We start from the raw sequence: 26,366 nt of genomic DNA, 5'->3' as shown, positions 1-26,366 counted from the left end.
AGCAAGGTAAGAAGAACGGATAGGGACGCATGACCATGGTCAGCGATGTACGGGTAGCGGTTGTCGGTTGCGGCTATTGGGGCAAGAACCTGGTTCGCAACTTCGCGGAGATCGGTGCGCTGGAGGCCCTGGTCGATGCCCATCAGCCGACCGTCGAGGCGCTCATCGCCAAGCATGGGGGACGCTCTCTCGGCTTCGAGGCGGCGCTGGCGGATCCCGGCATCCACGCCGTCGCCATCGCGGCGCCTGCCGCCCTGCACTACAAGCTGGCCAAGCAGGCGCTGCTGGCGGGCAAGCACGTCTTCGTCGAGAAGCCGCTGTCGCTCGAGGTGGATGAGGCCAAGGAACTCTGCGCCTTGGCGGAGCGGCTGGACCGGCGCCTGATGGTCGGCCATCTGCTGCAGTACCATCCGATCTTCCTCGAGCTGAAGACCCTCGTGCGCGAAGGCAAGCTCGGGCGGCTGCAATACGTGTATTCGAACCGCCTGAATCTCGGAAAGATCCGTCGCGAGGAGGATATTCTTTGGTCCTTCGCCCCGCATGACCTTTCCATGATCCTGTCGCTCTTCGGGGCCGAGCCGGAGAAGGTGGAGGCCGTCGGCGGATATTATCTGCACGATGCCATTGCGGATGTGACCACCACCCATCTCGCCTTCCCGGGCGGGGAGCGGGCGCATGTTTTCGTGTCCTGGCTCCATCCCTTCAAGGAGCAGAAGCTCGTTGTCGTGGGCTCCGAGGCCATGGCCGTGTTCGACGACGGCGAGGCATGGGATCGCAAGCTTCTGCTCTATCCGCACAAGGTGGAGTGGAAAGACAACATGCCCGTGCCGGTCAAGGCGGATGCCATCCCGGTCAGCGTTCCCCAGGACGAGCCCCTGAAGCAGGAATGTCTGCATTTCATCGATTGCGTCCGCACCGGCGCCACGCCCCGGACCGACGGCCGCGAGGGCCTGCGCGTCCTCACCGTGCTTTCCCGTGCAGCGGAATCGCTGCGTCAGGCCCGTGGCAACGGTTCCCAGGCAGCGGTCGCTTCGCCGGTCAATGGAGCCAAGCCGCGCGTCGCGAAGGACTATCCAGGCGTGACGATCCATGAATCGGCTTATGTTGATGCCGGCGTCGAGATCGGGGAGGGGTCCAAGATCTGGCACTTCAGCCACGTTCTCGGCAATGTCAGCCTCGGCAAGAACGTCAATATCGGCCAGAACGTCGTCATCGGACCGAAGGTGACGGTCGGCAACAACGTCAAGATCCAGAACAACGTCTCGGTCTATGAGGGCGTGACCCTCGAGGACGGCGTGTTCTGCGGCCCGTCCTGCGTCTTCACCAACGTGAACAATCCACGTTCGGAGATTGCCCGGAAATCGGAGTATCGCCCGACGCTGGTGAAGCGCGGCGCGTCCATCGGCGCCAATGCCACGGTCGTCTGCGGCCACACCCTTGGCGAGTATTCGTTCATTGCCGCGGGAGCCGTCGTCGCCAAGGACGTCCCTGCATTCGCACTCATGGCGGGCGTTCCCGCCAAGCGCATCGGCTGGATGAGCCACGCGGGCGCCAAGCTCGGTCCCGATCTCGTCTGTCCTGAAACCGGCCGCCGCTACCGCGAAACCGGCCCCCACACACTTGAGGAGATTGCGTGATGTCGGAACCGATTGCCTTCATCGACCTGGCTGCCCAGCGCAACCGCATCGGCTCCGCCATGGACGAAGCCATCCTGCGGGTGGTCAATCACGGTGGCTACATCATGGGCCCCGAGGTCAAGACGCTCGAAGCCGACCTCTCAGCCTTCTGCGGCGCGAAGCATGTGATCTCCTGCGCCAATGGCACCGATGCTCTTGCCATGGTGCTGATGGCCAAGGGCGTGAAGCAGGGCGACGCCGTGCTCTGCCCGAGCTTCACCTTCGCCGCGACGGCGGAAGTGGTGGCCTGGGTCGGCGCCACGCCGATCTTCGTGGATGTTCTCGAGGACACCTTCAACCTCGACATCGTGAGTCTCGAGGCCGGCCTCAAAACCGCCAGGAAGCTGAACCTCAACCCGGTCGGCGTCATCCCGGTCGACCTGTTCGGCCAGCCTGCCGATTACGCGCCGATCGAGGAATTCTGCAAGCGCGAGGGCCTCTGGCTGATGTGCGATGCCGCCCAGAGCTTCGGCGCTTCGTACAAGGGCCGCAAGGTCGGCACGATCGGGGATGTCACCACGACCAGCTTCTTTCCCGCCAAGCCTCTCGGCTGCTACGGCGATGGTGGTGCCATCTTCACCAATGACGATGAACTCGCCGCCGTGCTGCGGTCGATCCGCGTCCACGGCTCGGGCACGGAGAAGTATGACAACGTCCGCATCGGCGTGAACGGCCGTCTCGACACGATGCAGGCCGCCGTTCTCATCGAGAAGCTCAAGATTTTCGCCAGCGAGATCGAGGCGCGCAACCGCGTCGCGAAGTATTACAACGACAATCTGCGCGACGTGGCCGTCGTTCCGGAAGTTCCCGAGGGCTACACCTCGGTCTGGGCGCAGTACACCCTGCGCATGGCCGGCTTCAACCGCGAGCAGTTCCAGGCCGATCTGAAGGCCGCCGGAGTCCCCACTGCGGTCTATTACCCGAGGCCCCTGCACCAGCAGACGGCCTACAAGGGCTATCCGGTTGCCGGCAACGGCCTGCCCGTGTCCGAGCGCCTCGCGGCGGAAGTCGTGAGCCTGCCCATGCATCCTTACCTTGCGGAAGAGGTGCAGGACCGCATCATCGCCGCGGTCAAGGACGCCCTCGTGAAGCAGCGCAAGGTTGCCGCCGAGTAGGCGCGCACAAGCCATTCTGCAAAAAAGGGCCGGGTCACAACCCGGCCCTTTTTGTTTGACGTAATGTTATTTGACCCTAGCTTGACCTTAAGTTGCTGCTATGAAAGCGGAATGGTCGGTGAGGGGATGGATAATGACGCGGCTTTCCGGCGTTCAGCTCTTCAAGGATTTGGGACTCGATCTCGCACCTTACGAGGCGCGGGCGAACTGGCGTCGCTTCGACCCGGAGGAGATCCTGGTCGATTTCGACGACCTGTCCACGGACGTGTACTTCCTTCTTTCGGGTGAGGTGCGGGTTCTCATGCGCACGGCGTCGGGCAAGGAAGTCATTCTCGACGAAATGAAACCCGGCGAGCTCTTCGGCGAGCTGGCGGCCCTGGACGGGATCAAGCGCTCCGCCAATGTGACGGCACTGACGAAAGGTGAGGCCTGCGTCATGCCCGCTGCCGTGTTCCGGGAGCTCATTTTCGCGCATACCAAGGTCGCAGGGCGTCTGTTCACCCTCATGGCGTCGCGGATCCGGGAACTCAACGCCCGCTTTGTCGAGCAGACCGTCCTCGATCTGAGGCATCGGCTCTATTCCGAGCTCCTGCGCCTCTCCATTCCCCGGTCCGACAACCATGGGGAGCGGGTGATCACGCCGCCGCCCTTCCACCATATCATGGCGGCGCGGATCGGCTGCCGCCGGGAGCAGGTCACCCGGGAATTCACCATGATGACCCAGGAGGGCCTGATCGAGCGCACCCGTGGCGCCCTGATCCTGCGCCAGCCGGAGGTTCTCAGGGCCCGCGTGGCGGAGGCGCTTCGCGAGGACGCCTGATAACCGGACAGACGCGAGGACAGCCCGACAGGCGCCTCAAACGTCCGGAGACTCGTTTCGCCCGTATGCTGCGAAGAAGACCCGCAGGGCATTGGCGACATTCTTCCTGATTTCCTCCTCGGTCGGGCGGGCCCCGACGGCGAAGAGAAGGCGGCGCATCACGGACGACTGGATGAGATCCAGAAAATGCTGCGCCGCGACGCCGGTATCCTCGATGTCGAGGCGCCCCGCCTCGACCTGCCGGTCGAGATAGCTCTTTAGCCGCGCTATCCCCTGGCAGGGGCCGGCCTCATAGAACATCTGGCCGAGTTCGGGGAGCTTGTTCGCAGCGCCGATGATCATGCGAACCGCCGAGATATGCTCGGGCTCGCCGATATGGCTGAGGAAACTGCTGCCAAGACGTGCGAGGACAGCCCTGACGTCGGGGTTATCCACATCGATCTGGAACATGGCCTCGGCCAGGCTCTTCTTCTTTTCGATCGTGAGGGCTGCGAAGAGCGCCTCCTTGCTGCTGAAGTAGACGTAAAGGGTTCCCTTGGACACCCCGGCGGCCTTGGCGATCTCACCCATGCTTGCGCCGTCGAAGCCCTCGGCCAGGAAGACCTGCCGGGCTCCTTCGATGATCTGCCGGCGCTTGGCGCTGTCCCCACCGTCGTCCAGGACGGGATGTTCCAGCGCTGTATCGAGATTGCTCATGTGCGTTTTGTCACCTCCCAACCGCTTTGCCATTGACCGAACCGTTCAGTCAATCCATATAGAGGCTCCCGCGGAGAGATTCCAGTGCGCAGTCCTGCGGCAAAGGGCACGCGGCGCTCCGCTTCGAAAGCTTGATCCTAATGGCATATCGCGACGAAGATAACCGTTCCAAGGGCGAAGGTCCCTCCAAGCCGGACAATTCCTCCTACACCGCGCAAGCGCCCCGTGGCGACGGGGCCTCGCCTTCGGAAAATCCGAAGGGACGGGGCAGGGCCCGGCTCGGGAAGAAGCCGATCGTCCTCGCCATCCTCCTCGCAGCCTTCGGGTTCGGCGGGTACGAGGGCTATCAGTGGTGGGAGACGGGCCGTTTCATGGTGTCGACGGACGATGCTTATGTCCAGGCCGACATCACCATCCTGTCTGCCAAGATTTCCGGCTATGTGGCCTCCGTCGCCGTCGCCAACAACCAGAGCGTCAAGGCCGGGGACCTGATCGCCAAAATCGATGATGGCGATTATCGCCTGGCCCTGCAATCGGCCCAGGACAAGCTCGCGACCCAGCAGAGCGCCGTGACCCGCATCGGACGCCAGATCGAGGCGGCCAAGGCATCTGTCGAGCAGGCGGAAGCCCAGGTCGCGGCCGCAAAGGCCGATGCGGAGCGCACGGAGGGTGATTTCTCGCGCCAGCAGCAGCTCGCGCAATCCAACTATGCCAGCAAAGCCACCTTCGAGACCGCCAGGGCAGAGCGGGACCGGGCCGCCGCGAATGTACGCAGCGCCCAGGCCGCCCTTTCGCTCGCGCAGGCCAATGTGGCGGTCCTGTCCGCTCAGCAGGTCGAGGCGCAGCGTGTCTCCGCCGAGCAGCAGACCGCCGTCGAGAAGGCCGAGCGCGACCTGTCCTTCACGGAAATCCGCGCGCCCATCGATGGCGTGATCGGCAACAAGGCCGTCGAGGTTGGAACCTTCGTTCAGCCGGGAGCACGGCTTGCCGCGCTCGTGCCGCTCTCCAGCGTTCATGTGGATGCCAATTTCAAGGAAACCCAGCTTGCCGCGCTGAAGCCGGGACAGAAAGTCCATGTGGAGGTCGATGCCTTCCCGAATGCGGACATCGTCGGCACCGTCGAGAGCGTTGCGCCGGCCTCCGGCGCTGTGTTCAGCCTGCTGCCTCCGGAAAATGCCACCGGCAATTTCACCAAGATCGTTCAGCGGGTGCCCGTGCGCATCGCCTTTGGCGAGGATGCCGCGCAGAAGGGCATGCTGCGTCCGGGCCTGTCGGTCGTCGTGAACGTGGATACCCGCGAGAGCGAGCGGGGCGCGAAGACAGCGCAGCGCTGACCTCCAGCGAAAGGCGACAGCACCATGGCCGCAACCGCCGCCATCGCCGGTAAGCCGTCGGCTCCCGCGCCAGCCGCGACGTCGGCGCCGCTCGACCGGCGCCGGACCTTCGCGTTCTTCTGCATGGTCTTCGGCATGTTCATGGCGATCCTGGACATCCAGATCGTCTCGGCATCGCTCTCCGAGATCCAGGCGGGCCTGTCCGCGTCGGCGGACGAGATTTCCTGGGTGCAGACCAGCTACCTGATCGCGGAAGTGATCATGATTCCCCTGTCGGGAACCCTGTCCCGCGTGCTTTCGACACGCTGGATGTTCGTGATCTCCGCCAGCGGCTTCACGCTCATGAGCTTCATGTGCGCCATGTCGTCGTCAATCAACGAGATGATCGTGTGGCGCGCGCTTCAGGGCTTCATCGGCGGCGGCATGATTCCGACGGTCTTCGCTTCGGCCTTTACGATTTTCCCTCCGGAGAAGCGCCCGGTGATCTCGCCGATCATCGGCCTCGTCGCGACCCTGGCGCCCACGGTCGGCCCCACCATCGGTGGCTATCTCACGGAGCTGTTCTCCTGGCACTGGCTGTTCCTGGTCAACATCGTTCCCGGCATCTTCGTCACCATCTCGACCTATCTTCTGGTCGATTTCGACGAGCCGGATCTCGAGCTCTTCAAATCCTTCGACTGGGCGGGGCTGGGCTTCATGGCCGCCTTCCTGGGGGCCCTGGAATATGTGCTGGAGGAGGGGCCGAACAACGACTGGTTTCAGGACGAGGCCGTCGCCATTCTGACGGTTGTGTGTGTGGTCGGCGCGGTCGGGTTCTTCTATCAGGCGTTCACTGCGAAGGAGCCAATCGTCGACCTGCGCGCCTTCTCCGATCGAAACTTCCTGGCGGGCTCCTCGTTCAGCTTCGTCATGGGCATCGGGCTCTACGGCCTGACCTATCTTTACCCGCTCTATCTCGCGCGGGTGCGAGGCTACTCGTCCCTGCAGATCGGCGAGACGATGTTCGTGTCCGGCGCGTTCATGTTCATGACGGCTCCCATTGCCGGCCGGCTGTCGCGAGTGCTCGATCCGCGGGTGATGATGGCGATCGGTTTCGGGTCGTTCGCCCTCGGCACGTGGCTCATTACCGGCCTGACGAAGGACTGGGATTTCTGGGAACTGTTCGTCCCGCAGGTTCTGCGTGGCATCGGCCTGATGATCTGCATGGTGCCCATCAACAACATCGCTCTCGGCACGCTTCCTCCCGAGCGGATGAAGAACGCATCCGGCCTCTACAACCTGACCCGCAATCTCGGTGGCGCGGTCGGGCTGGCGCTGATCAACACGATCCTCAACAATCGTCTGGACCTGCACCTCCAGCGGTTGCATGACAGCGTCAACTGGGCCCGCTCGGCAGCCGTCGAGACCCTGGACGCCATGACCCGGAGCTACCACAGCCTCGGATCCGACGCCGGTGCTGCGGCTCTCAAGACCATGACCAAGATGGTCCGGCAGCAGGCGATGGTGATGTCCTTTGCGGACGTGTTCTATCTCCTGACTTTCCTCTTCCTCATGCTTCTTTTCGTGCTGCCTTTCATCAACAAGCCACGGGGTGCTCCGGGCGGCGGCGGAGGGCACTAGCGTCCGGTGGGGATCCGGGCGGCCCCATCGGCGATCTGAAGGGGTGCCCCGTCCCACTCCCTTGACCGCTGTCGCCTCGCTTCCCATCTATGAGGGGCCAGGGCTCAGTTAAGCCTGGCGGATCGGGCGCCGGCGGTGTCCCGGCGCTCTCAAGTCCATGTTGCTCGACGGAGGATATGGTCATGAGAAGCTTTGATTTTTCCCCTCTCTATCGCTCCACGGTCGGATTCGACCATCTCTTCGATCTGCTCGATCAGACGCGCATGGAAGCCATGCCCAGCGGGCCGCCCTACAACGTCGAGAAGCTCGGCGACGATCGTTATCGCATTGTCATGGCCGTCGCAGGCTTCGCGCCGGAGGAGATCGAAATCGTCCATCTGGAGAACAGCCTGACGATCGCGGGGCACAGGCAGCCGGAGGATGAGGGCTCGCAGTACCTGCATCGCGGAATTGCGACGCGCGATTTCAGACAGATATTCAATCTCGCGGATTACGTGACCGTGACGGGCGCTCAGCTCGAAAACGGCCTGCTCTCGATCGACCTTACGCGCGAGGTGCCCGAGGCGATGAGGCCGCGCCGGATCCAGATCGCGACAGGCGACGCCCTCAAGCCTATCGAGCACGACAAGGCTGCGTAGCCTTCGGCCCGGATAGGGCCGTTGCCACGCGGCGCGATGCATAAGCTGGAAAGGAGGATATCATGAACATGCGCAATCTCATGCCTTGGGGCCGTCAACAGATGACCTCCGGGCGCCCTCGCGATGAAGGCGACCCCTTCATGACCCTGCATCGCGAAATGAATCGGCTCTTCGACGACATCATGCGGGGCTTCGACCGGAGCCCACTCGGCACCACGGGGCGCATGGGCGGCGCATGGCCGAGCATGGAGGTGGTCGAGTCCGACAAGGATATCCGGATCACGGCGGAGCTTCCCGGGCTCGAGGAGAAGGATGTCGAAGTGCTGATGAACGAGGGTGTCCTGACAATCCGTGGCGAGCGGAAATCGGAGACCGAAGACAAGGAGAAGGCCTTCAGCGAGCGCTATTACGGCCGCTTCGAACGGCGGATTCCGATTGCCTGGGAGATCGACGCAGAAAAGGTCGAGGCTTCGTTCAAGAACGGGCTGCTGACCGTCACGATGCCGAAGACACCTCAGGCCGCCTCGCAGGTCAGGCGCATCGCCATCAACTCGGCCGACGCGACCAAGCATTGACGAACTGACCTTAGGGCCTCGGGAGCCTTCCCCCGAGGCCCGGATCCGTTCGAGAACCCGGCGCACAGGGCCGCTGGTTTCGGCTGTTGTTCTTGTGGCACGTTCATCCTAGTTTGCAGGCTCCGTCCCCTCAGAGTTTCAAGCCGGATACGTCACAATCTTGCCTGCTCCCCTTAAGTCAGCCTCCGTGGGCGCGGTGCGCCGCTCGTTTGCGCCCTGGTCGGACCCCAGCGTCATCCCTCTGATCCGCGTCGAGAACGTCACCAAGCGCTTCGGCGATGCCGTGGCCGTCGACAATCTGTCCCTGGACATTTTCGAAGGTGAGTTCTTCTGCCTGCTGGGCCCATCCGGATGCGGGAAGACCACTCTCATGCGGATGATCGCCGGGTTCGAGGAGCCGAGCGGAGGCAACATCACTCTGGCCGGGAAGAGCCTCGCAGGGGTTCCGCCATACCGGCGGCCGGTGAACATGATGTTCCAGTCCTATGCGCTTTTTCCGCATATGAACGTGGAGAAGAACATCGCCTTCGGCCTGAAGCAGGATGGCCTTCCCAAGGGTGAGATCGCAGCGCGGGTCGGCGAGATGCTGCGCCTCGTCCAGTTGGAAAAGCTCGCCAAGCGGTCGCCCGGCCAGCTGTCCGGCGGACAGCGCCAGCGCGTTGCCCTGGCGCGGGCGCTCGCCAAGCGTCCCAAGGTGCTGCTCCTCGACGAGCCGCTGGCCGCCCTCGACAAGAAGCTCCGGGAGGAAACCCAGTTCGAGCTCATGGATATCCAGCACGAACTCGGCATGACCTTCATCGTCGTGACCCACGACCAGGAGGAGGCGATGACCATGGCTGACCGCATCGCGGTCATGGATCACGGGCGCATCGTTCAGGTCGCAACCCCCGGCGAGATCTACGAGCAGCCCAAGAGCCGCTTCATCGCCGAGTTCGTCGGCGACGTGAACATTCTCGAGGGGCGCGTCATGGGGCAGGAGCAGGGACTCTGGCGGGTTCAGTCCAACCAGGCATCCGCGCAGCTGACCATCGACGATCCGGATGAGGTGCTTCATACCGATCAGGCCGTGGCGATCGCCGTCAGGCCCGAGAAGATGGTGATCCAGCGCGATCGGCCCGGCGCCGACGCCGTCAATGTCCTCAGCGGCCAGGTCTGGGACATCGGCTATCTGGGCGACTGGACGGTCTATCGGGTGAAGCTCGGTTCCGGGGCGATCATCCGCGTCACGCGTGCCAACCGGTCCCGCTTCGTGGACAATCCCATCGATTGGGATGAGCAGGTCCATGTCACCTTTGCGCCGGATGCGGCGGTGATCCTGGCGGAATAGCCATGATCGTGCGCTCCTTTCCGAAGAGGCTCGCATCGGCATTGGTGCCGGCGGTGCCCTATCTCTGGCTCGGCATCCTCTTTCTCGTGCCGTTCCTGATCGTCCTCAAGATCAGCCTCTCCGACCCGGCGGTGGCGCAGCCTCCCTACAAGCCGGTCTTCGAGTGGACCGACATTCTTGGCTTTTTCAGTCGGCTCGACCTGGAGAATTTCGAAACTCTGGTGGGCGACGACCTCTATCTGAGTGCGACCCTGTCCTCGGTGCGCATCGCGGCCGTCTCGACGATCCTCCTGCTGCTCGTCGGCTTCCCCATCGCCTATGCCATGGCCCGCGCGCCTGCCCGGCATCGCCCGTTGCTGGTGGCCCTGGTGATCCTGCCGTTCTGGACGAGCTTCCTGATCCGGATCTATGCCTGGATCGCCATTCTCAAGCCCGAGGGCCTTCTCAACCAGGCCCTGATGGCGGTCGGCATCATCGGTGAGCCGCTGACCATCCTCAACACCGAGACGGCCGTCTTCATCGGCATCGTCTATGCCTATCTGCCGTTCATGGTGCTGCCGCTCTACGCGACCCTCGAGAAAATGGACGACACTCTCATCGAAGCGGCGCTCGACCTCGGCTGTCCCCCCTGGCGCGCCTTCTGGGCCATCACGGTGCCGCTCGCCCGGCCGGGCGTCATTGCCGGATCTCTGCTCTGCTTCATCCCGGCGGTCGGTGAATTCGTGATTCCGGACCTTCTCGGCGGGTCGGAGACCCTGATGATCGGCCGTCAGCTCTGGAGCGAGTTCTTCTCGAACCGCGACTGGCCGCTCGCCTCCGCGGTCGCCATCCTGCTCCTGATCATTCTCGTGGTTCCCATCGTGACCTATCGCGACGTGGAAGCGCGGCGCGTGGAGACGCGGCCATGACCCGGCGCCTCAGCCTCTTCAACGTCACCTCCCTGGTTCTCGGATTTGCCTTTCTCTACCTGCCGATCCTGCTGCTGGTCGTCTATTCCTTCAACGCGTCCCGGCTCGTCACGGTCTGGGGCGGGTTCTCGACCCAGTGGTACGTGGCGTTGTTCCGGAACGAAGCGCTCATGGAGGCCGCCTGGGTGACTCTGCGGATCGCACTGCTGTCGGCGGCCCTGTCCACGGTTCTCGGCACGCTCGCCGCCCTGGCTCTGACGCGCTATGGGCGCTTCCACGGCCGCACGCTGTTCACGGGCATGGTCTATGCGCCGATGGTCATGCCGGAGGTGATCACCGGCCTTTCGCTGCTGCTGTTTTTCGTCGCCATCGGCCTGGACCGTGGATTCTGGACCATCACCCTGGCCCATACGACCCTTACCATGTGCTTCGTCGCAGTGGTGGTGCAGGCACGCCTGATGAGCTTCGACCGTTCTCTCGAGGAAGCGGCGATGGATCTGGGTGCGCCGCCCCTGCGGACGTTCTTTTCCGTCACGCTGCCCCTGATCGCGCCCTCGGTCGTGGCCGGGTTCCTGCTCGCCTTCACGCTGTCGATGGACGATCTCGTGATTGCCAGCTTCAACGCCGGGCCTGGCGCGACCACGCTGCCGATCAAGATCTACAGCCAGGTCAGGCTGGGCCTGTCGCCGGAAGTCAATGCGGCCTCGGCCATCCTGATCGGCATCGTCGCGGTTGGAGTCGCGACCGCGACGCTCTTGAGCAAAAGGTCGCTCCTGCGCTCGCGGCGCAACGCTCACTGAACGGTGGCGAGGGGAGCGCCCACGGGGCCGAAGAGGGGACGGGCTGCGCCCGAACGCTCGATGAGCGGGCGCGCATTGGGAGTGATGGCGATGTCATCCCATCCCCCCGACACGTCGAAGACGATGGCCGGCGCGATGCTCGGGCTCGTCGTGATCGGCGACACCTCGGCCTTCATGTCGAGCGCGCGCTCCGGAAGGGAGATCCGGCCATTGATCTGGGTGGAAAAGGTCGGAGCGCTGATGCGGCTTTCGATGAACTCGCCGATTCCGCCCGTGACGGCCAATTGCGCCTGAGCCTGATCGAAGGGTGTGCGGCCTCCCTTCCACGACAGGGAAGCGGACAGGGGACGCTTCTCCACCCGTTTCAGGGCGTCGTTGAGGGCGATGCCGACGAGTTCGCCCTCCTTGATCGTGATCGTCGAACGGCCCTGCGCCCGGCGCATCACTTCCGCCGGGGTGGCCCCGAGGCCCTCGAGGGAAAATTGCCCCTGGGCTGAGCCGGTGATCCAGCGCGGCTGGCCGATCTCCGCCAGGAAGGTGGCGATGTTCACGCCGGCGAATGCGCCCTGGCTCTTCACGTCTACCCCGGTGTCCTGGGCGATGAGCGAAAGCCGGCCCTTCAGGGTGCCCTCATGGAAGTCCGCGCGCCCAAGCGAGGCCTCGATCCGCCCCGGCCGAACGAGAATGCTCGCGGCCATGTCCCCGAGGTGGAGGCGTCCGAGTTCTGCCTTCATGGCCGAAAGGCGCAGGTCCAGGTCATTTCCCGTGACCTGAAGGAGATTGATGAGCTCCTCGCTCCATGCGCCCGATCCGGTCCGGGCCTGGGCGAGGGGCTGCACGAAGCCCGAGAGGTTCAGCTCGCCGGCCGCAAGGGTCCCGGCGATGACCGGCCGTTCGGAATCGAGGCGCACGGCCAGCGTGCCTTCGAGCTTGTCCGATCCGAGGGTGACTGCGACCGAGGGCCAGGAGACGCGACGGCGATTGGCGGAGAGGTCGCCCTCGATGGCCACGGCTTCGACGAGGGAGCCGAAGGGCAGGCCGATCCCGCTCCAGCGCAGGAAGTCGCGAAGCGAGGTCGCGCTGACGAGGCTCTGCCCCGTAAAGCGCGGATCGTCCCCGACCTGTGCCTCGCCCTGGAGCACCAGACGACCGAAATTGGTGGATAGGGTCAGGGCCAGGGGGCTCAGCTGATCGGAGGCGAGGCGAATCGGGTCGAAGGACGCCTGTTCGACCATCAGCTTCTCGCCGCGCCAGGATGCCGAACCGACCGCGTAGAGGGGAGCGCCGGCACCGCTCCAGTTGACGAGTGCGTTCACGTCGCTCAGAGCCGCATCCGCAAGATCCGTCCACTGGATCGACGAGGCTGCGACGATCAGGCGGCGGGCATGGGTCTCGCCCATGCGGTCCTTCAGCAGGCGTGCCCAGTCGATACCGCGCAGTTCTACGGCCGAGGCGGTGATGCGGGCATCGTTCAGGGCGATTTCGGAGAGTTCGATTCGTCCCATGAAGAGCGGGAGAAGCCGCAGTTCGCCGCGCAGGGTCGCGCCTTCGGCCTTCAGGGCCTGTTTCGGGTAGGAGAGAGCAACGTCCTCGAACTTCACCCGCGGCGTCGGCAACAGTGCGAACGTGCTGCGTCCGCCCACCTTCATGGTGAGCCCGTAGCGGCCCTGCAGGTGCTCGGTGACGGCAGCCGCCAGACCCCCAGGATTGAGCTTCCAGGGGGCGGAGGCTGCGCCCAGGAGGGCAAGCGTGACCAGAGCGATGAGGAATACGACGCGGCGGGACATGAAATTCTAATCGAGACCTTTGATCCCGCCGCGACGTGAGCCTCGTCGGCCGGGAAGAGTGCGGCAGCGGAACGGGAGCTGCCCGACGGTATCCTTATATCCACACGAAGGGATTGTCTAAATTGAGGCTAGGTTGCAGGGTGTCGCATAACCGCCCTGAGGCGGAAGCGAAACAGGCAAGAGCCCAAAAGAGGGTCTGATGGACAAGGTTTACAAGGACGCGAGCTCGATACTGGCCGGGCTTGTGAAGGATGGCATGACCATCATGGCGGGCGGGTTCGGCCTATGCGGCATTCCCGAGGCGCTGATCGAGGCGATCCGGGATTCGGGCGCGAAGGACCTGACCTTCATCTCGAACAATGCGGGCGTCGACGGCGTCGGCCTCGGCCGCCTGCTGGAGACCCGCCAGATCCGCAAAATGATCTCCTCCTATGTTGGCGAGAACAAGCTGTTCGCCCAGCAATACCTTTCCGGGGAGCTGGAGCTCGAATTCAACCCGCAAGGGACGCTGGCCGAGCGCATTCGCGCCGGCGGCGCGGGCATCCCGGCCTTCTTCACCAAGACCGGTGTCGGCACCCTGATCGCAGAAGGCAAGGAGGTGCGCGAGTTCGACGGTGAGACCTATGTGATGGAACGCGGGCTCTTCGCCGACATCGCGGTGGTCCATGCCCATACCGGCGATACGGAAGGAAACCTCGTCTACCGCAAGACGGCGCGGAATTTCAATCCGATGATGGCGACCGCCGCAAGGATCACCGTCGCCGAGGTCGAGCACCTCGTCGAGGCGGGGGAGATCGACCCCGACCATATCCACACGCCGGGCATCTTCGTGCAGCGCATCGTGCACGTGCCGAATCCGGTCAAGCATATCGAGCAGAGGACGACCCGCAAGCGCGCCGACAGCGCGGTGCCGGCGGGCGCAGGGGAGGAAATCTGATGGCCTGGACCCGTGAACAGATGGCGGCGCGCGCAGCCAAGGAACTGCGCGACGGCTTTTACGTCAATCTTGGCATCGGCATTCCGACGCTCGTGTCGAACTATATCCCCAAGGGCATGCGGGTGCAGCTGCAATCCGAGAACGGCATGCTCGGCATGGGACCCTTCCCTTACGAAGGGGAGGAGGATGCCGACCTGATCAATGCCGGCAAGCAGACCATCACCGAACTGCCGAGCACGAGCTTTTTCTCCAGCGCCGATTCGTTCGGCATGATCCGCGGCGGCCATATCGACCTGTCGATCCTGGGCGCCATGCAAGTGGCTCAGAACGGCGACCTCGCCAACTGGATGATCCCGGGCAAGATGGTGAAGGGCATGGGCGGCGCCATGGACCTGGTGGCGGGCGTCAAGCGCGTCGTCGTGGTGATGGAGCATGTGGCCAAGGGCAAGGACGGCTCGGAGGATCCCAAGCTCCTGACGGCCTGCACCCTGCCGCTGACCGGCGCTGGGGTGGTCGACCTCGTGATCACAGATCTGGGTGTCTTCACCATCGATAAGAAGGGCGGCACCGGCATGACCCTGATCGAGCTTGCCGACGGCGTCACGGTCGAGGAAATCAAGGTTAAGACGCAGGCCGAGTTCAAGGTCGCGTTGCAGGGGGCCCGCTCGAACGCGGCGTAACGGTCAGTTTTTCTGATCACCCGGTACAACGCTGTCATTCCGGGACGCGCCTTCAGGTGCGGACCCGGAGCTCATAAACGCCAGGGTTGGAAGAACGAGCGCAGTGGCTGCCGCTGCGTCATATCCAGCATCGTCTGCGGTTGCGGGTTCCGGTCCTGGTCCGGAGGACCATCCCGGAGTGGCAGTCCGAGATTTACGAATCCGAAGGAGACGCGCCTGCCACTCTCTTCGGGCTGGCCTCCGCGCTCCGCACGAGCTGGATGACCGGCAGGAGACCGACCAGGACGATCACGAGGGCGGCAAGTGAGCCATCTTCGAACGCGCCGCGCGAGGCATGCCCGTAGACCAGGGTCGCGAGCGTTTCGGTGTTGAGCGGGCGCAGCAGCAGCGTCGCCGACAATTCCTTGATGCAATCGACGAATACCAGCAGTGCCGCGCTCGCCAGGGCCGGACGCAGCAGCGGGATCTGGATCTTCAGGACGAGCTCCCGCGGCCTCGCGCCAAGAATACGGCCGGCATCCTCGATGCCGGTCGAAACCCGTTCGAGACCGGCCGACAGGGAGCCGGTTGCGATCGGCAGGAAGCGGATCAGATAGGCGATGACGATGCCGCCTGCCGAACCCATCAGGATCAGTCCGATGCGCTCCCCGGTCAGGGCCCGCCACAGGGATCCGAGGCCCGTATCGATGGCGACGAGCGGCGTGAGGAGGCCGAGCGCGAGAACCGTGCCCGGCACCGCATAACCGATGCCCGCGATCGCCAATGCGATCTTCGTGACGTGCAGTCGTGCGAGGCGTGAAGCGGTCACGAGCACAATACCGAAGGCGAGGGTCGCCACCGTGGCCGCGCCCGACAGGCCGATCGTCGTCAGGAGATGGCCGACGAAGGCATCGTCCACCTGTTCGGCGAAACCGCGCCGCAACACCTCCCGGATGAGGAAGCCGATGGGCAGCATGAAGCCCATCAGAACCGGAAGAGCGCAGAAGACGGTCGCAAGCCAGCGCACCCGGCCGGAGAGGCTGACGGGTTGCGTCACCCGCGGCCGGCGCGTGGACAGGGCATAGCGCCTGTCCCGCCGCCCGTAACGTTCGATGAAGATCAATGCGATGACCAGCGCCAGCATCACGCAGGCGATCTGCGCCGCGCCGGCGAGGCTTCCGCGGTTGAGCCAGGTAGTGAAGATCGAAACGGTCAGGGTGCGCACGCCGAGATACTCGCTGGCGCCGATATCGTTCAAAGCTTCGAGCAGGACGAGGGAGAGGCCGACTGCCAGCGCTGGCCGGGCGAGGGGAATGGCGATGGCCCGGAACAGCTTGAAGCGGCTGGCGCCGAGCGTGCGGGCGACCTCGATCATGCTGGCGCTCTGGGTCAGGAACATCAGCCGCGCGGCGAGATAGACATAGGGATAGAGGACGGCCGACATCACGAAGATGCAGCCGTAGACCGAGCGGATCTCGGGAAACCAGTATTGGCCGCGCGAGGTCCAGCCCATGAGGCTGCGAAGTCCCATCTGCACGGGCCCGGCCGCATCGAAGATTTCGACGTAGATATAGGCGGTGATGTAGGTCGGCACGGCGAGGGGCAGGGGGAGCAGGACGGAGAGCGCACGGCGCCCCGGAAAACGGTGTGCCGTGACGAGCCAGGCCGTGCCGATGCCGATCGTTCCGGCCAGGATGGCCACGCCGCCGAGCAGCATTCCCGTATCGAGGAGGGCCGCCGGCAGGATGTCAGCCGTCACCTGCGCCCACAGGGTCGCTTGTCCCTGCGCCGCGATGTGCAGGAGCGAGACGAGCGGCGCCAGCACCAGGAGTGCGATGGCGATGACAATCGCAACCGACCAGAGCGGCGCACCGTTCAAGGCGCGCCGCAATGTCGTCGCGGAGAAGCGTTGCGTAACAGCGAGCGTGCTCATGTCGCGGGCGTCGAGGGACGCGCTCTCCCATATGCGAGAGAGCGCGACACCTCAGCGGTCAAAGCCGACCTTGTCGACGAGGGCGCTGGCCTTGGCGCGGTTCTTCGCCACCTCGGCGAGGCTCATCTCCTCGGGCTTCAAGGGTCCGAAGGACTTCACCAGCGGATTGATCTCGATGCCGGCCCGAACGGGATATTCATAGTTCACATCGGCGAAGACGTGCTGGGCCGCGGGCGTCGCCATGTATTCCATGAGCTTCAGTGCATTTTCCCGGTTCGGCGCGTTCTTCATCATCGCGATGCCGGAGATGTTCACATGGGTATTGCCGCCCTTGAAGGTCGGCAGGATGACGTTGATCGCTTCAGCCCATTTCTTCTGGTCGGGATTCGTGCCGTTGGTCATCAGGCCGACATAGTAGGTGTTGCCGAGGCCGATGTCGCAGACCCCGGCGAGGATGTCCTTTGCCACGTCCCGGTCGCCGCCCGACGGCTTCTTGGCGAGGTTTGCTTTCACGCCCTTCAGCCATTCCTCGGTCGCCGCCTCGCCGTGCTTGACGATCATCGCAGCGGTAAGGGCGATATTGTACTGATGCTGGAACGACCGGGTGCAGATCTTGCCCTTCCATTTGGGATCGGCGAGGTCCTCATAGGTGATCGCCTTGTCCTTCACCCTTTCCTTGGATGCATAAACGGAGCGTGCCCGCATCGAGAGGGCATACCAGCGCCCGTCAGGGTCGCGCAGCTGGGAGGGAATGGCGGCCTCCAGCGCTTCCGACTTCACCGGCTGGGTGATCCCGAGATCGACCGCTTCCTGAATGCGCCCGATATCCACGGTGATCAGCACGTCGGCCGGGCTGTTCTCGCCCTCGGCCCTGATGCGCTCCGCAAGGCCCTGTTCCGAAAAGATGGCGTTGACCTTGATGCCGGTCGCCTTGGTGAACTCGTCGAGCGTGGCGGAGTAGAGCCCGGGCTCACGGTTGGTGTACACGTTCACGACGCCCTGCGCCGAGGCGGAAAGGCCAGATCCCGCAAGGGCGCCGAAGGCGGCCGCGCCGAAAAGCAGACCACGTGCTATTGCCATGTTCATCGTCATGAAATCCTCAGCAAATCAGGCGGAACCGTCAGGTCCCCATCTGGTCTGCAAGAACCATGCCGGTGCCCGTGCGTCAACGAAAAACGAAGCAATTTCAATGATTTATAGGAATTCTAAACTGGCATCAGCTTATAAGAGTTCTAAGCTGAAATCGCCGGGTCGGCTTCCTTCGCATGTCCCACCCGGCTGCGGAGACGGGCAAGTTCGGTCTCCATGCGCTCCATGTTGGTGAAGAGCCGCTCTGTCGTGAGGCGGAGGAAGTAGAACCCGAATTCCGGGTTCTGGAAGTAGAGCTGGCGCACCTGGTCATAGGTGATGCTCAGGACCTCGCCGCTTTCGAGGCATTCGAGGGTTTGCGTGCGCTTGTTGTCGGGGGAGAGGAAGCCCATCTCACCGACCACGCGACCCTGCGGCAGCTCGATCCCGAGCTCGCGCAGGCGAAACCGGCCCGAAAGCGTGTAGTACATGCAGTTGGCAAGGTCGCCCTTCGCGAACAGGATCTCGCCCGCCTTGACGGAACTCTGGCTCATGAAGGGCTTGAGCCAGTCCATGGACAGGTCGCTCTTCGAAGCGACCTTCACTTTCTGAATCAGGCGCAGCATCTGGTAGAGGCGAACACCATTGAGCGGGAGCAGGATCAGGTTGACCGTCATGCTCGGGTAGAGGCCCATGAGGCTCGCATAGGTCAGCGAGACAACATTGGTGGCCACGCCGATGCAGCGCAGCGGAATGATCGTGCGCATGGCACTGCCGGTGATGGCCAGCGCCGCGCCGAGCCAGCCGATCGCCTCAACCCATGTCATGACGGATCCCTCGTCGAAATTACCTTTGCGGCATATAACATTTCGATGACAAAGTCAGGCCGATATGCGTTGTCGCACATGGCGCCAAGCAATGAAGAAGAACTCTTTGGAAGTACGGAAGACATGCCGTTGAGGAACGGCGAGAAGTCCATGCTTCAGCGTTCACCGGAAGCAGGAATCTATACTCATCGATTTGGATTGCCCCTGCCATCTCTTCCAGGCACTTCATACGGCCGGAGGGCTGGATCGAAGAGCTTTAATCGGCGCGGTTTACTTTCAGGCGAGAGATCCCGCCTTGCGCATCGCATAATCGGGGTGCGATTCCCGTTTGCCTGAAAGGGCCCGGCCGGCAACTGCGCGCGTTCGTTGTTGGCGCGGACCGCCCGTCGTTCACTCCATTGCGTGGCTATCGTTCCTCACAGACAACGCAGGTCGCCATTTCGCCTTGCGCGGCCCTGCGTGTCGCTGAGGCGGATCTTGGTTCCGGACGATGCGCTAGAAGCGGAAGCCTGCGCCCATGCCGCGGCCGGTCATGACCGGTTCGATGGTGGGAGAAGCAGGGCGCGGCGCTTCCAGGCGGTCCGGCACGTCGAGCGAGCGACGTGCGGCGGCGGTGCTGGCCTGGCGGGAGACCGTGGTCATATTCCGGGCGTTGCTGGAAACGGACGGTGGGGGCGGAACGGGGGTGCGGGGCAGGACGCCCTGAGGCGCGCCGGTATTGCAGGCGGCAAGCGTGCTGGAAAGGAGGAGAAGGGCAGGAATTGACGCCAGGATACGCATGGTGCTGTTCCACTGTTGACGCAGAGTTACCTAAGCCTTTGTGCGCTGATGTCGAGTCTTTGGACGCCGCGTCCAGCTCTCATTCGGTCCACCAGAACTGATAGCCATAGAGGGCAAGCGCGAGAATCATGAGGACGACAACGACGGCTGTCGCGAAGCGGATGTGATGCCGTTGAATCATGGGGCGGCGAGCAGGGGGGCGATGGCCCATCGAATCAGCCTCTTCCGGTCAAAGCCTGTCTGGCGCAGATGGCGCAGGGGCCTGCGCCTGCGCACGCGACGACGCGCGATATGAAAAAGGCCCGGTGTTTCCACCGGGCCCTGTCGGTCGCGGATGCGATCGATCTTAGTACGACGAGAACTTGTAGTTCAGGCCGGCGCGGATGACGCCGAACTCGGCGTTGTTCTTGTCGCCGTAGTAGCCGTAGTAGTTGTTCTTCGTGTCGAGGTTCACGTACAGGCCTTCGACCTTGGCGGTCAGGTTGTTCGTGAAGGCATACTCGACGCCGCCGCCGAGAACCCAGCCGGTGCTCGTGCCGTTGTCCGAGCCATAGTAGTAGGCGAGACCCGGGTAGTAGGCAGAGCTGGAGCCGTTCGCCACGTCGCCATAGGCGAAACCGCCGGTGACGTAGATGAGGGCGCGGTCGAAAGCGACGCCGGCGCGGGCGCGGACGGTGCCGAACCAGTTGCCGTCGTTGCTGTCGCGATAGTAGCCGCCCAGGTAGTAGTTCTGGTTGCCACCGCCGATGTCGGCATACTGCAGGTCGGCCTCGAGGCCGAGCACGAACATGCCCATCTGGTAGTTGTAACCAACCTGGCCACCGCCGACGAAGCCGCCGTCGCTGCCGCCGCCGCCATAATAGCCGAGGATCGGATCATAGTAGCGGCTGTTGTCGTTGGTGTTCCAGCCATAGCCGGCGTTCACGCCGACGTAGAAACCGGTCCAGGTGAACACCGGAACGGCCGCGATGATCGGGGCCGGAGCGGCGCGGGAGGGAAGATCCGCGGCCTGAGCGGCCGAAGCGGCGATGGCGAGAGCCGCCGTACCAGCCAGCAGGCTGAGGAGAGACGAACGCATGAGAGGCTTCCTCTTGCTTGAGTTGAGAGGTCGCACATTACTCAGAGTCACTCGGTTTGGGTATTGCTGTTTAGCAACACCACTAACAAAAACTAAAACGATACAGTGGTATGTAACTGTGTTTCACGTTAATAATGTTGAAACTACGAAATAGTATGAAGTTGACGGAGCCATGACCTTATGCACTCAATATACAAGCGATTTTCCAGCGACACTGGGAACTTGCCTTGAGGAGAGAACTTGGCCCTGCTGCAGCTGCGGCAGGGCTTTTTCTTTTCTTGAGGCACGTGCGAAAATGAATGCGTTCACCGAACCGCCCCGACGCCTCGAAGCAGGCCGGCTGATTCCGACGGGCGGCGGATGGACCCAACGGATGAATCCAATGCAATTCGACCCGAATCGTGGACTGCGGACTATCGGCGCGCTGAAGCGGCGTCCGGCTTCGTGGGCTCGGCGCGCGGGCGGGACGGTGATTCTCATTCTTCTGGCGTCTCTTGCCGGTCCCGCCGCAGCCGGCTGTCAGGACTCGCCTGGCCCAGGCGTCAACTGGGCCGGGTGTTCCAAGGTCCGTATCGTGCTTTCCGGCGACGACATGCCAGGAGCGGTTTTCGACGGGGCATTTCTCGGCGCGAGCGATTTCGCGAAGGCGGATCTTGCCGCTGCCAGTTTCATCGGCGCGGAAGTCAGCCGGACTCGATTCGACGGGGCCAACCTGTCGAAATCCAATTTCAGCAAGGCCATGGGTTGGCGCACGAGCTTCATCGGCGCGAATCTGCAGGGGGCGACCTTCGCGTCCGCCGACATGAGCCGATCGAGCTTTGCGAAAGCCAGGCTCTCCGGTGCCAACCTCTCGAAATCGGAATTGAACCGTTCGGATTTTGCCGGTGCCGATCTGGCGGGTGTCGACCTGTCGAAGGCTGAACTGGCCCGGGTTTCGTTCCAGAACGCGAAACTCGCCGGCGCGAATATCAGCTTCTCGAATCTGTCTCGGGCGGATCTCAGCACCGCCGATCTGACGGGTGTCAACTTCACCCGCTCCTATCTCTTCCTGACCCGGTTCGGCGCGGTGGATCTCGCCAGCGCCACCGGACTGACCCAGATGCAACTCGACATGGCCTGCGGTTCAGCCGAGACGAAGCTGCCCGCCGGCCTGACGCGGCCGTCCACATGGCCATGCAGCGAGTCGGATGACTAGCGCATTGTTCGGAAGAGCAGACCCGGTCTTCCGCAACCGATGCGCCCGTTGAGCGCATCAGCCTGGAGTGGAGCCCTGGAGCCGACGCCGCCGCTGGGCTTCCTGAGCGAAGCCTCTCGCAAGCGCGCGTCAGACCTCGCTCATCATATGCCGTCGGTCCCGGTCATGCTCGCGGCTCGATGCGATCTTCGCATCGATGATCCGCTCGATCGCTGCCGTGACCTCGCCGGCGAGATCGGGGTCGCCGAGGGCGTTCTTGAGAAGCCTGAAGAGGCTGCCTGCCGCGAACTCGGTCTCGCCCAGCGGAAAGGCGTGGGGGAGGTGAAGATCCGAAGCCATGTCGCCGTCTCCATGCTGATACGGTGCCCTGTCTCGCAGGGCGCCGGGAACGATCCGACAATAGACCAGCGCTGTGAGCGCCCGGATTCCAAAAGATAGGTACTCCTGAACGGAAAGGGGAAGGGGTTGCGGGCCAGGATTTCCTCTATTTTGCGAAGTGCCTCATCGATTCGGCCGGCCGCCCACGCTACTGACGCGAGTTCCCATGTCGATCTTTCCCCATGCCTCTTGTCCAGTCCCCGTGCTCGAGACGGAACGTTTGCGGCTGCGGCCGCATCGGGTCGACGATTTCGAGGCCTGCCTGGCTCTCTGGTCCGACCCCGATGTGACCCGATTCATCGGTGGCCGACCCTCGACGAAGGAGGAGGTCTGGTCGCGCATCCTGCGCTATGCGGGGCATTGGGTCCTCCTCGGTTTCGGCTATTGGGTCATCGAGGACAAAGCCACGGAAAGGCTCGTGGGAGAAACCGGCTTTGCGGACTTCAAGCGCGCCATCGAACCGCCTCTCGACGGCATGCCGGAGATCGGTTGGGCCCTGATGCCGTCGGCGCAGGGGAGGGGCTACGCGACGGAGGCGGTCCATGCCGTCGTCGCCTGGGGAGACCGGCATTTCGGCGAGACCGCGACGGTCTGCCTGATCGCTCCCGAAAACCTGCCCTCCATCCGTGTCGCCGAGAAGTGCGGATATCGACCCTACGTCACCACAACCTACAAAGATGGGCTAACGCAACTGATGCGCCGCGAGTCGCCGAAGATCGCATCGCTTCCGACCCTTGAGAGCGCAAATCTGCATGTTCCGTAACGGGGGCCGCCCGCAATCTACATGGCGGATAGGTATATTAGCCAGGCCATTACTTAAATCATCTGGACAACTCTTGCGGAGTAATGCAAAAATTCCTCTCGAAGCCTTTATTGAGGGGAATGCCATGTGTCTTGACTGTCAGATGACGGGGCGCCTGTCGCGCCGCCATTTTCTTGCCCTTGGGGGAGCCGCTCTTGCCGCGAGCCAGCTGCCGTTGCCCGCTCTGGCCCAAACGGCCGGGGCCGCACCCAATGCGATCAGCCCCGATGAGGCTCTGAAGCGGATCATGGAGGGCAATGCCCGCTATGCGTCCAACACGTCGACCAACAAGGATTTCTCGGCCGGCCGCGCCGCCCGCGCCGCTGCGCAGTTCCCGATTGCGGGAATCATCAGCTGCGCCGATGCCCGCGTGGCCCCGGAGCTGGCCTTCGACCAGGGGCCCGGAGAACTCTTCGTGGTCCGGGTGGCTGGCAACTTCGTCAACGACGATGGCCTCGCGAGCATCGAATACGGCGTCAAGTTCCTCGGCGTTCCCGTCCTGATGGTTCTGGGTCACACGGGCTGCGGCGCCGTCGATGCGACGATCAAGGTCCTTAAGGACAATGTGAAGCTTCCAGGCCATCTGCCAGGGCTCGTGAACTCGATCAAACCCGCTGTAGAGGCTGCGAAGAAAAAGAACCCGGCGGACCTGCTCGCGGAGGCGACGGCCGAGAACGTCCGCCTCAACGTGAAGAGGCTGGCCACGTCCGACAAGATCCTGAGCGGTTATGTGAAGGAAGGAAAACTGAAGGTCGTCGGCGGCGTTTATGACATCGCCACGGGCAAGGTAAATCTGGTCTGACGGTCGACGCCAGCAGCCTCGCCGGCACCTCGGGTCCGGGCGAGGCTTGCCAGCTGAGTGATTTCGGCACCGGTCACCCGTAACAGCGCCGTGGCGGTGCCGTTCTCGTTTCCGGATGCGAGTCGGTCGATGCCGAGGTTCCGGCCATGCGCGGTCGCGTCGCCCGCCACGGGCCGGGAACGTCCAGGGACGAAGGGGCGTTGCCCATCCTGAGCTTGGACAGGTGGAGCATGACCGGGATTGTTCATGACAATGCCGCCGGAGGGCGCTTCGAACTCGATGTCGATGGACAGATCGTGTTCGCGAACTATGAGCGGCGGGGATCCGCGCTCGTCATCCGCTATGTGGAAGCCCCGGTGCCGCTGCGGGGCACGGGAGCGGCCGACGCCTTGATGCGCGGCGTCGCAGAGATCGCCCGCCGCGAGGGACGCACCATCATGCCCCTGTGCGGCTACGCCGGCGCCTGGCTGCGCCGCCACCGGGAGTATCACGATCTCGTCGGCTGATCCGGCCCTATGCGACCACGTGCAGCCGCGGCGCGAACCAGTTCCGCGCAAGCGTCACCACCTTTTCCAGCGTTCCCGGTTCTTCGAAAAGGTGTGTCGCGCCGGGAACGATTTCGAGTTTCTTCTCGCAGGCGAGGTCGGCGTAGGCTTGCCGGTTCAGATCAAGGACATCGCGGTCCTCCCCGCCGACGATCAGGAGGGTCGGGGCGCGGACCCGGCCGAGGGCAGCTCCGGCGAGATCGGGCCTGCCTCCGCGCGACACGACGGCTGCGATGGGGTGTGGCGTTATCGTTTCCGCCACGAGAGCCGCGGCTGCGCCCGTGCTCGCTCCGAAATAGCCGATGGGCACCGCGCCCAGATGTGTCCCGGCGCGTATCCAGTCAGTCGCGAATGCCAGACGGTCCGCCAGAAGGGCAATGTCGAATACGTTGCGCCTGTCCTCCGCTTCCTCGTCGCGCAGGAGATCGAAGAGAAGGGTTCCGAGCCCCGCTTCCTGGAGCTTCTCGGCAACGAAGCGATTGCGCGGACTTAAACGGCTGCTCCCGCTGCCATGCGCGAACAGGACGAGACCCGAACCCTGCACGGGATCCACAAGGGATCCTTTCAGCTGCAACGATCCTATTATGACATCCGTCATCGGCCGGGCCATGACAACCTCCCGAAGTGCCGGCTCGGAGACAGGGGCCCGCCTCCTCAGCCGGCCGGTCAGCCGGGAGCCCGGGGAAGGCACCCGGCGGTTTGCGCGCTGCGGACAGAGGCGGCCATCATAGCGCAGCAACCCGTCCATATCACCCCAGCAGCCGGGCAAACGCGATGGCGATGAGGCAAAGGCCGGCTATCCTCTTCACAAGGCATAGGAATTCGTGCAGCTTGTGCTCTCAAGTCATGAAGCTTGACGACCGTTCCCCGCCGCGCCGGCAATGAATGCCGGCGCGGACGCTGCATCGAAAGTAGGAAATGGCTTCCGTCCCGCCGAAGCTTCGGCGCGTCTCCGCCGGCAAGGATGCCCTGGACAGCTTCGAGGCGCTTCTCTCCCGACACGGAACGGATCCGTCCGCCGGGGCGCAGACGCGCGAGGACAAAGTTGATCCGACCGCGACCGCTGCCAAGGACATCGCCGCGAAGATCCAGGCAGCCGTTTTCGACGCGAGCGCCTCGGAGGAGCGGGTCGGCGAGGCAGGGGACGACAATCCTGGCATCCCCGAGGAAATCGTGGCGCCGCAGCTCTTTGACGACGAATTCAGAGCGCGCGTCATTGCACTCGTCCGGCATGGACTGGTGAAGGAAGCGGAGGCCGGGGCGGACATGGACCGGCGGCAGCTTGCCTGTTTCGAGAAGGCCGTGGCGGAACAAACCATCGTCGTCATGCGCGCCGAGCAGGTCGAGGGACTCTCCTACCGGGCGACCCGCTCGGTGATTTACGGCGCCGACGGTCGGATCGTCGACGACGGCTCCAGCGAAAGCTGGGACGACGAGTTCGTGTATGCGCAGATGGCCGGTCCCCAATCGGTCATCATCGGCACGGCGGAGGCGATCGGAGACGTCGAAGCCAGCCACTACTATGTCAGCTTTCCCAATCCCGATGTCCTGCTTACCTTCGACCAGCAACTCTATCGTCTTGCGCGCCAGAAAGCGGAAGAGCCGTGACGCAAGAAGGGCGAGCGCTGGACCTCAGCATAGTGACCTAACGTCAACAAAACTCCCGGCACGTTAACCTTTCGTTAACCATACTGAAGCGAACATGTCCTTGCCGGCCCGGGATCATGGGTCGGTGAACCTCCCAAAATGCAGACGGGGCGCGGATGTACCGTCCCGCTCTGCATGGGAGAGGGCATATTGCCGCCCTTTGTCTCCAGCGTTCGAGTCAATTTCGTCACGGCAGGGGTTCCGGACCTCCAGAGGAAGAGGGTTGCCGATGTTTGTCTTCGATCCGATTTCCGGGGAGCTGGTCGAGATCAAGCTGCTGCCATTAAAGCATTAGACTTTAAAACGTATAAGTCGGAAGCAAATTTCGGGTGGGGCAGCCGAAGGAGTTCTTCCGAAAAGAAACTCATTGATAGGTGGAGACTTCAAGAGCGCCGGCAGCGGCGCTCTTTCTTTGCCGG

General features: G+C 63.5%; 27 protein-coding genes. 17 read left to right on the top strand and 10 right to left on the bottom strand.

Going from position 1 to position 26,366, the window contains the following annotated elements; genetic code table 11:
• The first annotated feature begins 29 nt into the window (after positions 1 to 29).
• From AC522E_RS11980 to AC522E_RS11970, 3 genes are all read left to right on the top strand, one after another.
• Positions 30 to 1,637, top strand: a complete 1,608-nt coding sequence (locus AC522E_RS11980; RefSeq protein WP_500746494.1) for a Gfo/Idh/MocA family oxidoreductase — start codon at positions 30 to 32, stop codon at positions 1,635 to 1,637.
• Complete coding sequence (locus tag AC522E_RS11975) at positions 1,637 to 2,791, top strand: DegT/DnrJ/EryC1/StrS family aminotransferase (RefSeq protein WP_500746493.1); 1,155 nt, start codon at positions 1,637 to 1,639, stop codon at positions 2,789 to 2,791. The genes AC522E_RS11980 and AC522E_RS11975 overlap by 1 nt, the downstream gene beginning before the upstream one ends.
• Before the next feature lie 133 nt (positions 2,792 to 2,924).
• Positions 2,925 to 3,611, top strand: coding sequence for a Crp/Fnr family transcriptional regulator (locus AC522E_RS11970; RefSeq protein WP_500746492.1), 687 nt, complete (start codon positions 2,925 to 2,927; stop codon positions 3,609 to 3,611).
• Positions 3,612 to 3,647: 36 nt separating this feature from the next.
• On the opposite strand, the gene AC522E_RS11965 is transcribed toward AC522E_RS11970, so the two are convergent.
• Complete coding sequence (locus tag AC522E_RS11965; protein ID WP_500746491.1) at positions 3,648 to 4,307, bottom strand: TetR/AcrR family transcriptional regulator; 660 nt, start codon at positions 4,305 to 4,307, stop codon at positions 3,648 to 3,650.
• A gap of 140 nt (positions 4,308 to 4,447) precedes the next feature.
• Between AC522E_RS11965 and AC522E_RS11960 the strand changes: the two genes are divergently transcribed.
• The 7 genes from AC522E_RS11960 (at position 4,448) to AC522E_RS11930 (ending at position 11,509) form a co-directional block, all read left to right on the top strand.
• Positions 4,448 to 5,641, top strand: a complete 1,194-nt coding sequence (locus AC522E_RS11960; protein WP_500746490.1) for an HlyD family secretion protein — start codon at positions 4,448 to 4,450, stop codon at positions 5,639 to 5,641.
• Positions 5,642 to 5,665: 24 nt separating this feature from the next.
• Complete coding sequence (locus AC522E_RS11955; RefSeq protein WP_500746489.1) at positions 5,666 to 7,261, top strand: DHA2 family efflux MFS transporter permease subunit; 1,596 nt, start codon at positions 5,666 to 5,668, stop codon at positions 7,259 to 7,261.
• 182 nt (positions 7,262 to 7,443) lie between these two features.
• The gene (locus AC522E_RS11950; protein WP_500746488.1) at positions 7,444 to 7,899 is read left to right on the top strand and encodes an Hsp20 family protein; all 456 of its coding nucleotides are present in this window, start codon (positions 7,444 to 7,446) and stop codon (positions 7,897 to 7,899) included.
• A 62-nt stretch (positions 7,900 to 7,961) separates the two neighbouring features.
• Entirely contained in the window at positions 7,962 to 8,474 is a 513-nt protein-coding gene (locus AC522E_RS11945) for an Hsp20/alpha crystallin family protein (protein WP_500746487.1), read from the top strand.
• Between the two features lie 160 nt (positions 8,475 to 8,634).
• The gene (locus AC522E_RS11940) at positions 8,635 to 9,801 is read left to right on the top strand and encodes an ABC transporter ATP-binding protein (protein ID WP_500746486.1); all 1,167 of its coding nucleotides are present in this window, start codon (positions 8,635 to 8,637) and stop codon (positions 9,799 to 9,801) included.
• 2 nt (positions 9,802 to 9,803) lie between these two features.
• On the top strand, positions 9,804 to 10,709 hold the full coding sequence (locus AC522E_RS11935; protein ID WP_500746485.1) for an ABC transporter permease subunit: 906 nt from the start codon (positions 9,804 to 9,806) through the stop codon (positions 10,707 to 10,709).
• A complete protein-coding gene (locus AC522E_RS11930) occupies positions 10,706 to 11,509 on the top strand; it encodes an ABC transporter permease (RefSeq protein ID WP_500746484.1) in 804 nt (267 codons plus the stop codon). Before AC522E_RS11935 ends, AC522E_RS11930 begins: the two co-directional genes overlap by 4 nt.
• Here the strand turns inward: AC522E_RS11930 and AC522E_RS11925 are convergent.
• A complete protein-coding gene (locus tag AC522E_RS11925) occupies positions 11,503 to 13,296 on the bottom strand; it encodes an AsmA family protein (RefSeq protein ID WP_500746483.1) in 1,794 nt (597 codons plus the stop codon). The two genes, AC522E_RS11930 and AC522E_RS11925, sit on opposite strands and share 7 nt — an antisense overlap.
• 199 nt (positions 13,297 to 13,495) lie before the next feature.
• Here AC522E_RS11925 and AC522E_RS11920 point away from each other — a divergent pair, with 199 nt between their 5' ends.
• Both AC522E_RS11920 and AC522E_RS11915 read left to right on the top strand, forming a co-directional pair.
• Complete coding sequence (locus AC522E_RS11920; protein WP_500746482.1) at positions 13,496 to 14,233, top strand: CoA transferase subunit A; 738 nt, start codon at positions 13,496 to 13,498, stop codon at positions 14,231 to 14,233.
• Positions 14,233 to 14,913 (top strand): 3-oxoacid CoA-transferase subunit B, encoded by a 681-nt coding sequence (locus AC522E_RS11915; protein ID WP_500746481.1) that lies wholly within the window; start codon positions 14,233 to 14,235, stop codon positions 14,911 to 14,913. Before AC522E_RS11920 ends, AC522E_RS11915 begins: the two co-directional genes overlap by 1 nt.
• A 193-nt stretch (positions 14,914 to 15,106) precedes the next feature.
• On the opposite strand, the gene AC522E_RS11910 is transcribed toward AC522E_RS11915, so the two are convergent.
• From AC522E_RS11910 to AC522E_RS11885, 6 genes are all read right to left on the bottom strand, one after another.
• Positions 15,107 to 16,825: an ABC transporter permease gene (locus tag AC522E_RS11910; RefSeq protein ID WP_500746480.1), complete on the bottom strand. Its 1,719-nt coding sequence runs from the start codon at positions 16,823 to 16,825 to the stop codon at positions 15,107 to 15,109.
• Positions 16,826 to 16,876: 51 nt separating this feature from the next.
• Complete coding sequence (locus tag AC522E_RS11905) at positions 16,877 to 17,905, bottom strand: Fe(3+) ABC transporter substrate-binding protein (protein WP_500746479.1); 1,029 nt, start codon at positions 17,903 to 17,905, stop codon at positions 16,877 to 16,879.
• Positions 17,906 to 18,057: 152 nt separating this feature from the next.
• Positions 18,058 to 18,720: a Crp/Fnr family transcriptional regulator gene (locus AC522E_RS11900; protein WP_500746478.1), complete on the bottom strand. Its 663-nt coding sequence runs from the start codon at positions 18,718 to 18,720 to the stop codon at positions 18,058 to 18,060.
• A gap of 495 nt (positions 18,721 to 19,215) precedes the next feature.
• Entirely contained in the window at positions 19,216 to 19,500 is a 285-nt protein-coding gene (locus AC522E_RS11895) for a hypothetical protein (RefSeq protein ID WP_500746477.1), read from the bottom strand.
• A 79-nt stretch (positions 19,501 to 19,579) separates the two neighbouring features.
• Positions 19,580 to 19,711, bottom strand: a complete 132-nt coding sequence (locus AC522E_RS11890; protein WP_500746476.1) for a hypothetical protein — start codon at positions 19,709 to 19,711, stop codon at positions 19,580 to 19,582.
• A 135-nt stretch (positions 19,712 to 19,846) separates the two neighbouring features.
• Positions 19,847 to 20,578 carry an outer membrane protein gene (locus tag AC522E_RS11885; protein WP_500746475.1) on the bottom strand — a complete coding sequence of 244 codons (732 nt, stop codon included), beginning with the start codon at positions 20,576 to 20,578 and terminating at the stop codon, positions 19,847 to 19,849.
• Positions 20,579 to 20,960: 382 nt separating this feature from the next.
• Between AC522E_RS11885 and AC522E_RS11880 the strand changes: the two genes are divergently transcribed.
• On the top strand, positions 20,961 to 21,773 hold the full coding sequence (locus tag AC522E_RS11880) for a pentapeptide repeat-containing protein (RefSeq protein ID WP_500746474.1): 813 nt from the start codon (positions 20,961 to 20,963) through the stop codon (positions 21,771 to 21,773).
• A 129-nt stretch (positions 21,774 to 21,902) separates the two neighbouring features.
• On the opposite strand, the gene AC522E_RS11875 is transcribed toward AC522E_RS11880, so the two are convergent.
• A complete protein-coding gene (locus AC522E_RS11875; RefSeq protein ID WP_500746473.1) occupies positions 21,903 to 22,112 on the bottom strand; it encodes a hypothetical protein in 210 nt (69 codons plus the stop codon).
• Positions 22,113 to 22,317: 205 nt separating this feature from the next.
• Here AC522E_RS11875 and AC522E_RS11870 point away from each other — a divergent pair, with 205 nt between their 5' ends.
• The 3 genes from AC522E_RS11870 to AC522E_RS11860 all read left to right on the top strand — a co-directional run bounded on the left by AC522E_RS11870 (position 22,318) and on the right by AC522E_RS11860 (position 24,261).
• Positions 22,318 to 22,914: a GNAT family N-acetyltransferase gene (locus AC522E_RS11870; protein WP_500746472.1), complete on the top strand. Its 597-nt coding sequence runs from the start codon at positions 22,318 to 22,320 to the stop codon at positions 22,912 to 22,914.
• A gap of 124 nt (positions 22,915 to 23,038) precedes the next feature.
• A complete protein-coding gene (locus tag AC522E_RS11865) occupies positions 23,039 to 23,755 on the top strand; it encodes a carbonic anhydrase (RefSeq protein ID WP_500746471.1) in 717 nt (238 codons plus the stop codon).
• 230 nt (positions 23,756 to 23,985) lie between these two features.
• A complete protein-coding gene (locus AC522E_RS11860) occupies positions 23,986 to 24,261 on the top strand; it encodes a GNAT family N-acetyltransferase (RefSeq protein WP_500746470.1) in 276 nt (91 codons plus the stop codon).
• Between the two features lie 7 nt (positions 24,262 to 24,268).
• On the opposite strand, the gene AC522E_RS11855 is transcribed toward AC522E_RS11860, so the two are convergent.
• Entirely contained in the window at positions 24,269 to 24,910 is a 642-nt protein-coding gene (locus AC522E_RS11855) for a dienelactone hydrolase family protein (RefSeq protein WP_500746469.1), read from the bottom strand.
• A gap of 308 nt (positions 24,911 to 25,218) precedes the next feature.
• Between AC522E_RS11855 and AC522E_RS11850 the strand changes: the two genes are divergently transcribed.
• Positions 25,219 to 25,908 (top strand): hypothetical protein, encoded by a 690-nt coding sequence (locus AC522E_RS11850; RefSeq protein WP_500746468.1) that lies wholly within the window; start codon positions 25,219 to 25,221, stop codon positions 25,906 to 25,908.
• Positions 25,909 to 26,366 lie beyond the last annotated feature (458 nt).

It is taken from the genome of Microvirga sp. BF8 (genome assembly GCF_059888585.1).
Note: the sequence above shows the minus strand (reverse complement) of the source record. Positions and strands in the feature narration are given on the sequence as shown.

What these genes read in the sequence shown, in the direction of transcription:
- AC522E_RS11980 (WP_500746494.1), top strand. Translation starts at nt 30, where the DNA reads ATGACCATGGTCAGCGATGTACGGGTAGCGGTTGTCGGTTGCGGCTAT.
- AC522E_RS11975 (WP_500746493.1), top strand. Translation starts at nt 1,637, where the DNA reads ATGTCGGAACCGATTGCCTTCATCGACCTGGCTGCCCAGCGCAACCGC.
- AC522E_RS11970 (WP_500746492.1), top strand. Translation starts at nt 2,925, where the DNA reads ATGACGCGGCTTTCCGGCGTTCAGCTCTTCAAGGATTTGGGACTCGAT.
- AC522E_RS11965 (WP_500746491.1), bottom strand. Translation starts at nt 4,307, where the DNA reads ATGAGCAATCTCGATACAGCGCTGGAACATCCCGTCCTGGACGACGGT.
- AC522E_RS11960 (WP_500746490.1), top strand. Translation starts at nt 4,448, where the DNA reads ATGGCATATCGCGACGAAGATAACCGTTCCAAGGGCGAAGGTCCCTCC.
- AC522E_RS11955 (WP_500746489.1), top strand. Translation starts at nt 5,666, where the DNA reads ATGGCCGCAACCGCCGCCATCGCCGGTAAGCCGTCGGCTCCCGCGCCA.
- AC522E_RS11950 (WP_500746488.1), top strand. Translation starts at nt 7,444, where the DNA reads ATGAGAAGCTTTGATTTTTCCCCTCTCTATCGCTCCACGGTCGGATTC.
- AC522E_RS11945 (WP_500746487.1), top strand. Translation starts at nt 7,962, where the DNA reads ATGAACATGCGCAATCTCATGCCTTGGGGCCGTCAACAGATGACCTCC.
- AC522E_RS11935 (WP_500746485.1), top strand. Translation starts at nt 9,804, where the DNA reads ATGATCGTGCGCTCCTTTCCGAAGAGGCTCGCATCGGCATTGGTGCCG.
- AC522E_RS11930 (WP_500746484.1), top strand. Translation starts at nt 10,706, where the DNA reads ATGACCCGGCGCCTCAGCCTCTTCAACGTCACCTCCCTGGTTCTCGGA.
- AC522E_RS11925 (WP_500746483.1), bottom strand. Translation starts at nt 13,296, where the DNA reads ATGTCCCGCCGCGTCGTATTCCTCATCGCTCTGGTCACGCTTGCCCTC.
- AC522E_RS11920 (WP_500746482.1), top strand. Translation starts at nt 13,496, where the DNA reads ATGGACAAGGTTTACAAGGACGCGAGCTCGATACTGGCCGGGCTTGTG.
- AC522E_RS11915 (WP_500746481.1), top strand. Translation starts at nt 14,233, where the DNA reads ATGGCCTGGACCCGTGAACAGATGGCGGCGCGCGCAGCCAAGGAACTG.
- AC522E_RS11910 (WP_500746480.1), bottom strand. Translation starts at nt 16,825, where the DNA reads ATGAGCACGCTCGCTGTTACGCAACGCTTCTCCGCGACGACATTGCGG.
- AC522E_RS11905 (WP_500746479.1), bottom strand. Translation starts at nt 17,905, where the DNA reads ATGGCAATAGCACGTGGTCTGCTTTTCGGCGCGGCCGCCTTCGGCGCC.
- AC522E_RS11900 (WP_500746478.1), bottom strand. Translation starts at nt 18,720, where the DNA reads ATGACATGGGTTGAGGCGATCGGCTGGCTCGGCGCGGCGCTGGCCATC.
- AC522E_RS11895 (WP_500746477.1), bottom strand. Translation starts at nt 19,500, where the DNA reads ATGCGTATCCTGGCGTCAATTCCTGCCCTTCTCCTCCTTTCCAGCACG.
- AC522E_RS11890 (WP_500746476.1), bottom strand. Translation starts at nt 19,711, where the DNA reads ATGGGCCATCGCCCCCCTGCTCGCCGCCCCATGATTCAACGGCATCAC.
- AC522E_RS11885 (WP_500746475.1), bottom strand. Translation starts at nt 20,578, where the DNA reads ATGCGTTCGTCTCTCCTCAGCCTGCTGGCTGGTACGGCGGCTCTCGCC.
- AC522E_RS11880 (WP_500746474.1), top strand. Translation starts at nt 20,961, where the DNA reads ATGCAATTCGACCCGAATCGTGGACTGCGGACTATCGGCGCGCTGAAG.
- AC522E_RS11875 (WP_500746473.1), bottom strand. Translation starts at nt 22,112, where the DNA reads ATGGCTTCGGATCTTCACCTCCCCCACGCCTTTCCGCTGGGCGAGACC.
- AC522E_RS11870 (WP_500746472.1), top strand. Translation starts at nt 22,318, where the DNA reads ATGTCGATCTTTCCCCATGCCTCTTGTCCAGTCCCCGTGCTCGAGACG.
- AC522E_RS11865 (WP_500746471.1), top strand. Translation starts at nt 23,039, where the DNA reads ATGTGTCTTGACTGTCAGATGACGGGGCGCCTGTCGCGCCGCCATTTT.
- AC522E_RS11860 (WP_500746470.1), top strand. Translation starts at nt 23,986, where the DNA reads ATGACCGGGATTGTTCATGACAATGCCGCCGGAGGGCGCTTCGAACTC.
- AC522E_RS11855 (WP_500746469.1), bottom strand. Translation starts at nt 24,910, where the DNA reads ATGGCCCGGCCGATGACGGATGTCATAATAGGATCGTTGCAGCTGAAA.
- AC522E_RS11850 (WP_500746468.1), top strand. Translation starts at nt 25,219, where the DNA reads ATGGCTTCCGTCCCGCCGAAGCTTCGGCGCGTCTCCGCCGGCAAGGAT.